Source organism: Candidatus Methylomirabilis limnetica, from assembly GCF_003044035.1.
Classification (GTDB): Bacteria; Methylomirabilota; Methylomirabilia; order Methylomirabilales; family Methylomirabilaceae; genus Methylomirabilis; species Methylomirabilis limnetica.
Map to the genome: position 1 here is coordinate 95,619 of NZ_NVQC01000020.1, position 12,739 is coordinate 108,357.

The following is a 12,739-nucleotide window of genomic DNA, read 5'->3' on the forward strand; positions in this document are numbered from 1 at the left end:
GCCTCGTTAGGCGCACCCAGAACCGTCGCGCAGCCCGAGTCCCCAAGAGGTAACACGTGCCCAAAGTGAAGAAGATCTCGGCTCTAGCGAACGCCACCTCGGCCACCGTCGGCTACGAAGCTCAACTCTGGCAGATGGCCGACGCGCTGCGCGGCAGCATGGACGCCGCTGAGTACAAGCATGTCTGCCTCGGCCTGCTGTTCCTCAAGTACATCTCCGACGCTTTCGAGGAAAAACACGCCGCGCTGCTGGCCGAGAAGGCCCAGGGCGCCGACCCCGAAGACCCCGATGAGTACCGCGCGCAGAGCATCTTCTGGGTACCGCCCGAGGCGCGCTGGCCGCACCTGAAGGCGCAGGCCCGCCAGGCTACCATCGGCCAGCTCGTGGACGACGCCATGGCGGGCATCGAGCGCGACAACCCGGCGCTCAAGGGCGTGCTGCCCAAGGACTACGCCCGTCCCGCGCTCGACAAGCAGCGCCTCGGCCAGTTGATCGACATGATCAGCAACATCAAGGTCGGTGACGAGGCCAGCCGCGCCAAAGACGAGCTCGGGCGCGTCTACGAGTACTTCCTCAAGCAGTTTGCTGGCGCCGAGGGCAAGAAGGGTGGCGAGTTCTACACGCCGCGCTGCGTGGTCAAGCTGCTGGTCGAGATGCTCGAGCCCTACCGCGGCCGGGTGTACGACCCCTGCTGCGGCTCGTCGGGCATGTTCGTGCAGTCGGTGGAGTTCATCCGCGCGCACGCCAAGGGCAACGGCAATGGCGGTAAGGCTAAAGCCGACATTTCGGTCTACGGCCAGGAGTCTAACTACACGACCTGGCGGCTCGCGAAGATGAACCTCGCCATCCGCGGCATTGACGGCCAGATCGCGCACGGTGACACCTTCCACAACGATCGCCATCCCGACCTCAAGGCCGACTTCATCCTCGCCAACCCGCCCTTCAACATCTCCGACTGGGGCGGCGAGCGCCTGCGCGACGACAAGCGCTGGCAGTACGGCGTGCCGCCCGCGGGCAACGCCAACTTCGCCTGGGTGCAGCACATCGTCCACCACCTCGCACCCGCGGGCGTGGCCGGCTTCGTGCTCGCCAACGGCTCGATGTCGTCCAACCAGTCCGGCGAGGGCGAGATCCGCAAGAGCCTGATCGAGGCCGACCTGGTGGACTGCATGGTCGCGTTGCCGGGCCAGCTCTTCTACTCGACGCAGATCCCCGCGTGCCTGTGGTTTCTCGCGCGCGACCGCGCTGGCCGTCATTCCGGCGAAAGCCGGAATCCAGTGTCTTTCCGCGACCGCCGCGGCCACGTGCTCTTCATCGACGCCCGCAAGCTCGGCCCGCTCGTGGACCGCACCCACCGCGAGATGACCGGCGAGGACATCGCCCGCATCGCCAATAGCTACCACGCCTGGCGCGGCGAGAAGGAGGCGGGCGAGTACGCCGACATACCCGGCTTCTGCAAGAGCGCGCCGATGGAAGAGGTGCGTAAGCACGGCCACGTGCTCACGCCGGGCCGCTACGTCGGCGCCGAGGCGCAGGAGGACGATGGCGAGCCGTTCGAGGAGAAGATGCAGCGGCTCACAGCGACGCTGCACGGGCAGCAGGTCGAGGCTGCGAAGCTCGATGCCGCCATTGCCGCCAACCTCAGGGAGCTTGGGTATGGCGGGTAGCTGGCAGCGCTATCGAATAGGTGAGTTAGGGAAAGTTCTGACTGGACGAACTCCGCCGGGTACACACCCGGACTATTTCGGAGATTGCATGCCGTTCCTTACTCCGACTGATATGGACGGCAGAAGGAAAGTTGAAACAACTGGACGCTCACTCTCTCAACTAGGCGTGGATCGCCTAAGGCAGGCAATCGTTCCACATGGGGTAGCGGTGTCATGCATCGGATGGCAGATGGGCAAGCCGCTGCTTGTTGATCGACCGGTGATCACGAATCAGCAGATCAACTCGATTGTCGCGGATAGAACACGTATCGAGGAAACGTTCCTGTACTACGCACTTTTGTCTAAACGGAACGAGATCTTTGCTCTGGGAGCCGGAGGGTCTAGAACACCTATCCTCAACAAATCCGGCTTTGAGAGCATCACGATTGAGGCACCGCCGCTCCCCGAACAGCGCGCCATCGCCCACATCCTTGGCGCGCTGGACGACAAGATCGAGCTGAACCGGAGGATGAACGAGACGCTGGAGGCGATGGCGCGGGCGCTCTTCAAGTCGTGGTTCGTGGCCTTCGACCCCGTCCGCGCCAAGGCCGAAGGGCAAGCACGCCAGGATGGCGCGCGCAGCGGGCAACCAAGGAAGCCACTGAATGTGGCTTCCGACTTGCCCTGGCCTGGAGCGCAGGCAGGAGTCGGAGCGGAAGGCGACCCCGGCCTCCCCCAGCCCCTCGCCAACCTGTTCCCGGATTCCTTCCAGGACTCGGAGCTGGGGGAGATTCCGATGGGGTGGCGGGCAGGGCGACTCGACGACGTTCTGGCCGAGCTCGTTTCAGGGGCACGACCCAAGGGCGGCGCCGTGGAGGAGGGGGTACCCAGCATCGGGGCCGAGAACGTCATCGGCTTGGGGCGCTACGACTTCTCCAAAGAGAAGTACGTGCCGCAGGAGTTTTTTGAGCGGCTCAAGCTCAATGGTGCCGCAGTGCGGGCTGGGGACGTGCTGCTCTATAAGGACGGCGCCCAGATCGGACGCAAGACGTACTTCGATTGCGATTTCCCGCACGCTGAGTGTGCGATCAACGAGCACGTCTTCATCCTTAGGCCGAGGAGGTCCGAGGAGCAAAGGTTTCTCTTCTTCTGGCTCGATCAAGCATCGATGACACAGGAGATCGTCAGCCTGAACTCGAACTCAGCGCAGCCTGGCATCAACCAGCCCGGAGTGCGCGGACTGCCAGTCCTCCTTCCAAAAGATGAGGTAGTCGACGCGTTCGACCAGCTGGTGGCGCGCCTGACCGCACGCCTGTTTGCCAACTGCAAGGAGTCCCGCACCCTCGCCGCCCTGCGCGACACGCTGCTACCCAAGCTCATCTCCGGCGCGCTGCGGATTGACGTTGCAGAGCGGCTTATCAAGGAGCCGACCATATGAATGCACCCGATGATCTTTCCGCGCTTCACGAGAAACCCTTCGCCGACGCCGTGGTGAAGTTCGAAGAGTTGCTCGCCCAGAGCGGCCGAGCCTTCTTGATTGGGGCTGGGTGCAGCAAGTGTGCAGGACTGCCACTCACAGCCGAGCTCACCAAAGAAGCCCTCAGCAGTGACGTGCTCGACGACACGACGAAAAAAGTTCTTGCTGCGCTTCGTGATCTCTTCGCGGGCGCTGCCGACGCGAACATCGAGGACTATCTCAGCGAACTCATTGATTTGCTGGCGATCGCTGAACGCCGGACCTCACGAGGTGCGACACAGAAGGATGTCACTCTCGGGGGAGTCTCCTATGGCGAAGCGCAGCTGCTAACGGCGGCCGATCAAATCAAGCGGGGAATCGCTGGAGTCATTGAGAGGAAGGTGTCGATCGAAACCCACCAGAGCTTTATTAGAGCTGTGCATCGCCCCCTGCGGCCAGGAAAACCTACGTCCGGTCAGACAGTGGACTACCTCGTCTTGAACTACGACACCGTACTTGAGGACGCGCTAGCCTTGGAGCGCGTCCCGTTCGCGGACGGGCTCGACGGAGGCGTGACTGGTTGGTGGAGTCCTCAGACATTCGATCGCGATGGGCTGGCCGCCCGTGTGTTCAAGCTGCACGGATCGATCAACTGGTGCGAGTTCCCAGATGACCCTTTGCCGCGGCGAGTCGGAGATCGACTTCAGATCGCGGGAGCCAAAGAGCGTCGAATCCTCATCTGGCCGGCTTCTACCAAATATCGTGAGGCGCAGCTTGATCCGTACGCGCAACTGGCAGAGCGCGCGCGCCGCGTGCTCCGGCCAAGCGCCGGTTCCCAGTGCGTTCTGTTCGTCTGCGGGTATCGCTTCAGCGACGCTCACATCAATCTTGAGCTTGATCGCGCGCTTCGAGAATCGGGAGGAAAACTCACGATTGTTGTCTTCACTTCTGACAACGGGCCGTCTGGCCAGTTGGCAACGTGGCATAAGGACGCCGCCGTAATGGAGCAGGTACTTGTGTTCGCCAACCGAGGGTTCTTCCACGGCACCCAGTCAGCGCCCACGACGACGGACCTCCTCTGGTGGAAGTTCGAGAACATCACTCGGCTGCTTGGGGGTGAGCGATGAACGCCGACAAACGCAATCCGGCCGATCCGATTGAGAACCTGGCTATCGGCAAGATCATTGAAGTAGACGGATCCCACGTCATTGCGGAATTGGACCGCGGACTGACAGAGCTTTCTCGTGTGTATGCAGGGGAGACGTATCCAATCGGCCAGTTCGGCTCGATCGTGCGAATCCACTTCGGTCGCCGACTGATCTACGCCCTCGTGGGCCGACTCAGGATGAAGGCGGAGTACGAGTCTGAACGCGGCATCCCGTCTCAAGCCTCAGCCGATGAGAGAGTCGTCGAGGCCGACTTGTTCGGGGAGGGCGAGTGGAGCCAGGATGCGGCCGGCACCACGAAGTTAGATTTCGAGCGGGGCGTCGCGACGTATCCCCTGCCCCAACAGACGGTATATCTCACGCCCAAGTCGGAATTGCGCTCCATCTACGGGTATAAGAAGGGCGCGGTCATTCAGCTCGGCGAGCACGTTGGGTCAGGCGGCGCGCCGTGCTTTGCGGACATGAATGAACTGCTCGGCAAGCACACTGCGGTCCTCGGTGCAACCGGAGCCGGAAAGTCCGGAGCGGTCGCAGCAATCGTTCACAGCATTCTTGACCGAGGGGCGGTTGCTGGCCACGCGAGCTGGAAACCGCAGATCGTCGTGCTCGACCCGCACAACGAATATGGCAAGGCGTTCACGGACCACAGGAGACTCTCGACGGACGAGGGCACTCTTTCTCTCCCCTACTGGCTGTTGGACCTGGATGAAACGATCGGTCTCTTGGTCGGCAAGGCTGAGGACGCGGCTACGTCACAGTCCAACATCGTCAAGAATGCGCTGCTCACCGCGAGGATGTATTCCGCGTCGAAAGTTCTAAAGCTCGATGCGGCGAAACTCACGGTCGACGCGCCCATTCCATACTTTCTCGGTGAACCATCGGGTTTGGATGAGTTCGGTGCGATCAATGGCGTGAAGTATGAGACGGGTCTCGTCGGAGCGATCAATGCACAGAGACCAGACAACAAGGACAAGAAGGCCCACGAGGGCTACAACAAAGTCCTGAGAAAGCTCGACTCCCTGATGAAGGACGAGCGCCTTGCGTTCATGATGAAGTCTTGGAGTGGAGCCGGCGACCCGATGACCGATGTGTTAGCTCAGTTTCTTGGTGACGGTGTTCCGGTGCGAATCGTCGACTTATCTGGAGTGCCAAACGAGGTGGCAGGGACCGCGAGCGCCGCGATAGCTCGAACCCTCTTCTCTCTAAAGGTCTGGCAGACGGCTGACGAGCGGGCGATGAGTCCGGTCTTGCTGGTTTGCGAGGAAGCCCATCGCTACGTGCCAAATAGTGGCGAGGCGCAATACAGTGCAGCTCAGGGTGCGATCAGGCGAATCGCGAAGGAGGGCCGCAAGTACGGCATTGGATTGATGCTGGTGTCACAGCGCCCAAGCGAGGTTGAGGCGACCGTGTTGTCGCAATGTAACTCGTGGCTCGTGCTTCGCATCACGAATGAGGCTGACAGAGAACACGTCAAGGGGATTCTTCCTGATTCGATGGCTGGCCTCACGAAAATGCTGTCTGGACTTCGTCGACAGGAGGCTATTTTTGTTGGGCAGGCGGCCATGCTGCCATCCCGAATTATGATCAGGGATCTAGCGGACGAACAGCTGCCTAAGTCGAACGACATCGACTTTGACAAGGGTTGGCAGAACGTCGGTATGTCCGCAGAGCAATTGGGGGTCGTCGCCAGTCGTTGGCGGTATCAGAAGCGATGAGCGGCAACTTCAGCGAATCCGTCGTCAAACAAGCCGCCCTGGCCTGGTTCGAAAGCCTCGGCTGGCGGGTCACGCACGGCCTCGAGATCGCGCCCGGCGAGGCCGGAGCCGAGCGGAATGACTACGGGCAGGTCGTCCTGGCGCAACGCCTGCGCGATGCACTCGCGCGGCTCAACCCGGTGCTGCCCGCCGAGGCGCTGGAAGATGCCGTCCGCAAGCTGACGTGACCCGAAGGCGCGGAGCTTATCGTGCGCAACCGCGCCCTACACCGCCTGCTCGTGGATGGCGTGACGGTCGGGTACCGCGAGGTGGCGGGCGACGTCGGCGATTGGGCAAGCAGCGGGGACGGCGACACGTGCACCGCCCGTGAGGCATGACATGACAACACCGGAACAGATTGACCTCTGGCGCCAATCGCCCTCGGAGCGCCAGCGCCTGGAGTTCAAGGAGGCGAAGGCACAGTTCGACAACCGCCGGCTCTATGAGTATTGCGTGGCACTGGCAAATGAGGGTGGCGGGCATCTTCTGCTCGGCGTCGCGGACAAGCCGCCGCGCACGGTTGTCGGCACGCAAGCTTTCAACGATCCCGTCGCGATGGCGGAGAAGCTGTTCCAGGCCGTAGGTTTTCGGGTGGATATCGACGAAGTGGCGCATCCGCACGGTCGGGTGCTGGTGTTCCACATTCCGTCGCGGCCGCGTGGCACCGCGTATCACCTGGACGGCAAATATCTGATGCGCACGGGTGAGGCGCTGGTACCGATGAGCGAGGACCAGTTGCGGCGCATCTTCGCCGAGGGCGAGCCGGACTGGCTGGAAGAGCACACCAGAACGGGCCTCGACGCCCAGGCGGTGATCGAGTTGCTCGATACGCAGACGTTCTTCGAACTGCTGAAACTGCCGTACCCGACCGAGCGTGCCGGCGTCATCGACCGCCTCACACGCGATCGGTTGACCGACGCGGCGAACGGCACATTCGCGATCCGCAGGCTTGGCGCTCTGCTGCTGGCGAAACGCCTTGACGACTTTACTGACCTAGCGCGCAAGGCGGCGCGCGTGGTGGTGTATTCCGGGGCATCCAAGCTGGAGACCCGGCTCGACCAGATTGGCGCCAAGGGCTACGCAGTGGGTTTCCAGGGGCTGGTGCGTTTCGTGATGACGCAGTTGCCGCAGAACGAGGTCATCGAGGACGCACTGCGCAAGGAAGTGAAGCTCATTCCCGAGATCGTGATTCGCGAGCTCGTCGCCAATGCGCTGATCCACCAGGACTTCACCATTGGCGGCGCATCGGTGATGGTCGAGATTTACAGCAACCGCGTCGAGATCTCCAACCCAGGCGAGCCGATCGTGCCGGTGGAACGCTTCATCGACGGCTATCAGTCCCGTAACGAACGGCTCGCCGATCTGATGCGCCGGATGGGCATTTGCGAGGAGAAAAGCAGCGGCATTGACCGCGTGGTTCAGGCGGCCGAGGTATATCAATTGCCGGCGCCGGATTTTCGCGCCGGGCATCGGCGCACCGTTGTGACAATCTTTGGCCTGAAGCCGTTCGAAGAGATGGATCGAAATGACCGGGTGCGGGCCTGCTACCAGCACTGTGCCTTGAAGTGGGTGATGTCCGAGCGGATGACCAACCAGTCGCTGCGTGATCGCTTCCGGCTTGCGGAGGATAAGGCGGCGATTGCGTCACAGATTATCGCGGCGACCATCGAGGCGGAGATGATCAAACCGGACGAGAGCGTAGGTACGTCGCGAAAGTTCGCCCGTTACCTGCCCTTCTGGGCATAAGAGTTATTTAAGGGCAAACTTGGAATACCACCACTTCAAGACAACAGGTCCTTTAGAATCCATATGTTGCTTATTTAAGCGTTTGCCGGAAAAGACCGACTGAATGACCTCTTTCACCGAATCCGTCGTGGAGCAAGCTGCGCTGGGGTGGCTCGAGAGCGTCGGCTGGGCGGTCAAGTACGGCCCTGAGATTGGGCCTGGGGGCCAGAGGCCGAGGGGCCAGCTCCGACAGTATGATTGCGCACACCTGGAAAGGATTTTTAGCGGCGTGGTCCGGAGGACGTTGCGGATTTCTTAGGAATGGTAGCTGTATGGATAGCTTTACGGGCAGACGTTCGAGAGACACTTAGGCGGGCGCCTTCAATAGCTGATGAACTGGACACCGCCGTCCAAAGCAGCGACTGTCTTTGCGCAGGATCTTTCAGGTAGGGGTTAGTTTCGACTAATGGCTTTTTACGCATGACTATTTTGTACCACACACGGGGCGGTTGGTCACTACGAAAGCGCAATCATGAGCATTGCTCAATTCACCAAATCTGAGGTGTCTGCATGACCAATTCCTCGAACGCGATCCCCGGCGGCGAAGTCGTCGTCTACCAGGCGCCGGATGGTCAGGTGAGGGTCGAGGTGCGGCTGGAGCGGGAGACGGTCTGGCTGTCGCTGAACCAGTTGGCGGAGCTGTTCGGCCGCGACAAGTCCGTGATTTCACGGCACTTGCGGAACGTGTTCGAGTCTGGGGAGCTGGAGCGGGCGGCAACTGTTGCAAAAAATGCAACAGTTCAAACCGAGGGGGGCCGCGGGGTCGTCCGGGAGATAGAGTTCTTCAACCTCGACGCCATCCTGTCGGTCGGATACCGAGTCAATTCCAAGTGCGGCACCCAGTTCCGCATCTGGGCTACGACCACTCTGCGCGATCATCTGCTGCGCGGCTACACGCTGAACGAGCGGCGCCTGCGGGAGCGGGGCTTGAGCGAGATCGAGCAGGCGGTTGGGCTCCTGGCACGCACCTTGACGACTCATGCCCTCGTCACGGACGAAGGGCGAGCCGTGCTGGACGTGGTGCAGCGCTACACCCGCTCCTGGCGCCTGTTGCTGGAGTACGACGAAGAGCGGCTGGCCGAGGTGCCGGGGAGTGCCGTGACGCCGACCGCGGCGCTCTCCCTGGACGATGCGCGGGCCGCCGCTGCAAGCTTGCGGGACGACCTCGTCGGCCGCGGCCAGGCGGGGGCGCTCTTCGGGCAGGAGCGCGGTGACGGTCTGGCGGGGATCCTCGGTGCCATGCCTTGTTGCTCCGCGCCGACGGGAACCCGCGACTCGCGGACAACGCGATGGTGGCACTGGCTCTGCTCATCGCCGAAAGCGATCCGGCGCAGAAGGATCTCATGATCCGGCTCGTGCTGAACCTCCTGGAGGACGACCCGTCATGAGCGAGCGCGCCTTCACCGAATCCGTCGTCGAACAGGCCGCCCTCGCCTGGCTCGAAAGCGTTGGCTGGACGGTGAAGAACGGCGTGGCGATCGCTCCCGGAGAGCCTGCCGCCGAGCGCTATGACTACGGGCAGGTGGTGCTGGTGCAGCGGCTGCGAGATGCGCTCGCGCGGCTCAACCCGGCGCTGCCCGCGGAGGCGCTGGACGACGCTTTCCGCAAGCTGACGCGGCCGGAAGGCGTGGAGTTGGTGGCGCGCAACCGCGCGCTGCATCGGCTTCTGGTGGATGGCGTAACCGTCGAGTACCGCGACGCCGCGGGCAGCATCCGCGGCGCGCAGGCGCGTGTGATCGACTTCGACAACCCGGCTGGCAACGACTGGCTGGCGGTGAACCAGTTCAGCGTCGTCGAGAATAAGCACTCGCGCCGGCCGGATGTTGTGCTCTTCGTCAACGGCTTGCCGCTGGCGGTTGTGGAACTCAAGAACGCCGCCGACGAGAATGCTACGCTCTGGAGCGCCTTCCAGCAACTCCAGACCTATAAGGCAGAGGTCCCGTCGCTGTTTGCGCCGAACGCGTTGCTTACCGTCTCCGATGGTGTGGAGGCGCGTGTAGGCACACTCACTGCCGGGCGCGAGTGGTTCAAGCCCTGGCGGACCATCGCGGGCGAGACCTTGGCCGACGCGCACCTACCAGAGCTCCAGGTGGTGATCGAGGGCCTGTGCGCGCCGCGCCGCTTTCTCGACCTCTTGCGGGACTTCATCGTGTTCGAGGACGACGACGGCCGCATCGCCAAGAAGATGGCCGGCTACCACCAGTTCCACGCGGTACAGGTGGCGGTGGGCCAGACGCTGCGCGCCGCGGAACTGCGTCGCGCGGCCGACAACGTGGCCGAGGAACGCGGCCGCTACGAGTCGGGTCGCAATCCGGGAGGCAAACCCGGGGCGACCGGCGCGTGGGTGTGGTATGGCACACACAGGGCTCTGGCAAGAGCCTAACCATGGCGTTCTACGCCGGACGCATCATCCGCGAGCCGGCGACGGAGAACCCGACTCTCGTCGTGCTCACCGACCGCAACGACCTCGACGACCAGCTCTTCGGCACCTTCTCGCGCTGTCAGGACCTGCTACGCCAGCCGCCGGTCCAGGCGGAGAACCGCGCACATCTGCGCGAGCTGCTCAGCGTGGCGGCTGGCGGGGTGGTGTTCACCACCATTCAGAAGTTCTTTCCGGAAACCCCCTCACCCCAACCCTCTCCCTCGGTGGGGAGAGGGGGACGAATGGAGGCACTCTCTGGGCGGCGCAACATCGTGGTGATCGCCGACGAGGCGCACCGGAGCCAGTACGACTTCATCGACGGCTACGCGCGCCACATGCGCGACGCGCTGCCGCATGCCTCGTTCATCGGCTTCACCGGCACGCCGATCGAGCTGCAGGACGCCAACACGCGCGCGGTGTTTGGCGACTACATCAGCGTCTACGACATCCAGCGCGCCGTGCAGGACGGCGCCACAGTGCCGATCTATTACGAGAGCCGGCTGGCCAAGCTCGCGCTCAATGAGGCCGAACGGCCGAAGATCGATCCAGAGTTCGAGGAGGCGACCGAGGGCGAGGAGGTCGAGCGCAAGGAGAAGCTCAAGACCAAGTGGGCACAGCTCGAGGCCGTGGTCGGCGCAGAAAAGCGGTTGGAGCTTGTCGCCAGGGACATCGTCGAACATCTCGAGAAGCGGCTCGAGGCCATGGACGGCAAGGCGATGATCGTCTGCATGAGCCGACGCATCTGCGTGGAACTGCACCGCGAGATCGTGAAGCTCCGCCCCGATTGGGACGGCGCCGAGGACGAGCGCAACGCCCTCAAGGTGGTGATGACGGGCTCGGCCTCCGATCCGGCCGACTGGCAGCGGCACATCCGCAACAAGCCCCGGCGCAAGGCGCTCGCCAATCGCTTCCGCGATCCGAAGGACCCATTCAAGCTCGTCCTTGTGCGCGACATGTGGCTTACGGGTTTCGATGTGCCGAGCCTGCACACGATGTACATCGATAAGCCGATGCGCGGGCACGGGCTGATGCAGGCGATCGCGCGCGTCAATCGAGTGTTCAAGGACAAGCCCGGTGGGCTCGTCGTGGACTACCTCGGACTCGCCCAGGAACTGAAGCAGGCGCTGGCCACGTATACCGAGAGCGGCGGTACCGGGCGCACGGCGCTGGATCAGAACGAGGCGGTCGCCGTGATGCTGGAGAAGTACGAGGTGTGCGCCGGGCTCTTCCACGGCTTTAACTGGTCGAATTGGACGACTGGGACGCCGCCGGAACGGCTCGGTATGCTCCCGCTCGCCCAGGAACACATCCTGAAGCAGGAGAGCGGCAAGGACCGGTGCGTGCCGGCAGTGCGTGAACTGTCTCAGGCCTTCGCGCTGGCGGTACCGCACGCCGAGGCGCTGCGCATCCGCGACGACCTTGCGTTCTTCCAGGCGGTCCAGGCCGTGCTCGCCAAGCGCGCTCCGGGCGATGCGCGGCCCGAAGAGGACATCGAGCAGGTCGTGCGGCAGATCATCTCGCGTGCGGTGGCGCCAGAAGGCGTGATCGACATCTTCGCCGCAGCCGGCCTTGCGAAGCCAGACATCTCGATTCTCTCGGAAGAGTTCCTGACCGAGGTGCGCGGGATGCCCCAGCGCAACCTCGCGGTCGAGTTACTGCAGAAGCTGCTGAAAGGGGAACTCGCGGTTCGACGGCGCAAGAACGTCGTCCAGGCGCGTTCGTTCGCCGAGATGCTCGAGCAGACGATCCGCCGCTACCAGAACCGCGCCATCGAAGCGGCGCAGGTGATCGAGGAGCTGATCGCACTCGCGAAGGAGATGCGCGAGGCCAGCGCCCGCGGCGAGTCACTCCGGCTGTCGGAGGACGAGCTGGCGTTCTACGACGCGCTGGAGACGAATGACAGTGCCGTGAAAGTCTTGGGCGACGAGACCTTGCGGACCATCGCACAGGAACTGGTCAGGACCGTGCGCGCCAACGTCACAATCGACTGGACGCTGCGCGAGAACGTCCGTGCTCAGATTCGCGTGCTCGTGAAGCGCATCCTGCGCAAGTACGGCTACCCGCCAGACAAGCAGGAGAAGGCGACGGAGACCGTCCTTGAGCAGGCCGCTCTGCTCTCCACGGAATGGGCGGCCGCATGAGCGGCGCGTCCAAACAATAACTCAGTAAATAGGTTAAATAGGGACAGACACTATTATCGTGACAATTCGTGGTGCTCGCGGTCATGCTCGCGCCTTCCACGGATTGCTCGAACCGTCGCATTCGGCCACCCGTATCATGTGACGCAACGAGGGAATGATCGCCAGGCGGTATTTCGGAACGACAGCAATCCGAAGGCACACGATGACAGAGCGGCCACTGCGAAGAGACGGAAGAAAATAGAGAAAATAGGGACAGACACAATACCGTCCGGCACATAATTTGCCCGGTTTGATTAAGGATCATATCTGAAGGTGGGGAAAAAGCAACAGCAACAGGATTTACCGGTTACGAAGGATTGCGGAGGGGTT

At 62.7% G+C, this 12,739-nt stretch carries 7 protein-coding genes and 1 pseudogene; all 8 read left to right on the forward strand.

Features of this window, described 5'->3' with window-relative positions; genetic code table 11:
- Window positions 1–56 precede the first annotated feature (56 nt).
- The 8 genes and pseudogenes from CLG94_RS07035 (at window position 57) to CLG94_RS07075 (ending at window position 12,370) form a co-directional block, all read left to right on the forward strand.
- Window positions 57–1,667, forward strand: a complete 1,611-nt coding sequence (locus tag CLG94_RS07035) for a class I SAM-dependent DNA methyltransferase (RefSeq protein WP_107562158.1) — start codon at window positions 57–59, stop codon at window positions 1,665–1,667.
- On the forward strand, window positions 1,657–3,084 hold the full coding sequence (locus CLG94_RS07040) for a restriction endonuclease subunit S (protein WP_107562159.1): 1,428 nt from the start codon (window positions 1,657–1,659) through the stop codon (window positions 3,082–3,084). Before CLG94_RS07035 ends, CLG94_RS07040 begins: the two co-directional genes overlap by 11 nt.
- The gene (locus CLG94_RS07045; protein ID WP_107562160.1) at window positions 3,081–4,229 is read left to right on the forward strand and encodes an SIR2 family protein; all 1,149 of its coding nucleotides are present in this window, start codon (window positions 3,081–3,083) and stop codon (window positions 4,227–4,229) included. The genes CLG94_RS07040 and CLG94_RS07045 overlap by 4 nt, the downstream gene beginning before the upstream one ends.
- Entirely contained in the window at window positions 4,226–5,983 is a 1,758-nt protein-coding gene (locus CLG94_RS07050; RefSeq protein ID WP_107562161.1) for an ATP-binding protein, read from the forward strand. The genes CLG94_RS07045 and CLG94_RS07050 overlap by 4 nt, the downstream gene beginning before the upstream one ends.
- Window positions 5,980–6,210, forward strand: coding sequence for a type I restriction endonuclease (locus CLG94_RS13590; RefSeq protein WP_239993157.1), 231 nt, complete (start codon window positions 5,980–5,982; stop codon window positions 6,208–6,210). Before CLG94_RS07050 ends, CLG94_RS13590 begins: the two co-directional genes overlap by 4 nt.
- 151 nt (window positions 6,211–6,361) lie before the next feature.
- Window positions 6,362–7,768, forward strand: coding sequence for an ATP-binding protein (locus CLG94_RS07060; RefSeq protein WP_107562162.1), 1,407 nt, complete (start codon window positions 6,362–6,364; stop codon window positions 7,766–7,768).
- 549 nt (window positions 7,769–8,317) lie between these two features.
- Window positions 8,318–9,154 (forward strand): virulence RhuM family protein, encoded by an 837-nt coding sequence (locus CLG94_RS07070; RefSeq protein ID WP_320414614.1) that lies wholly within the window; start codon window positions 8,318–8,320, stop codon window positions 9,152–9,154.
- A gap of 37 nt (window positions 9,155–9,191) precedes the next feature.
- Window positions 9,192–12,370 (forward strand): annotated as a pseudogene (locus CLG94_RS07075) (type I restriction endonuclease subunit R).
- The last annotated feature ends 369 nt before the right edge of the window (window positions 12,371–12,739 follow it).

Coding starts and splice junctions, on each gene's coding strand:
- CLG94_RS07040 (WP_107562159.1), top strand. CDS start 1,657: ATGGCGGGTAGCTGGCAGCGCTATCGAATAGGTGAGTTAGGGAAAGTT.
- CLG94_RS07060 (WP_107562162.1), top strand. CDS start 6,362: ATGACAACACCGGAACAGATTGACCTCTGGCGCCAATCGCCCTCGGAG.
- CLG94_RS07050 (WP_107562161.1), top strand. CDS start 4,226: ATGAACGCCGACAAACGCAATCCGGCCGATCCGATTGAGAACCTGGCT.
- CLG94_RS07045 (WP_107562160.1), top strand. CDS start 3,081: ATGAATGCACCCGATGATCTTTCCGCGCTTCACGAGAAACCCTTCGCC.
- CLG94_RS13590 (WP_239993157.1), top strand. CDS start 5,980: ATGAGCGGCAACTTCAGCGAATCCGTCGTCAAACAAGCCGCCCTGGCC.
- CLG94_RS07070 (WP_320414614.1), top strand. CDS start 8,318: ATGACCAATTCCTCGAACGCGATCCCCGGCGGCGAAGTCGTCGTCTAC.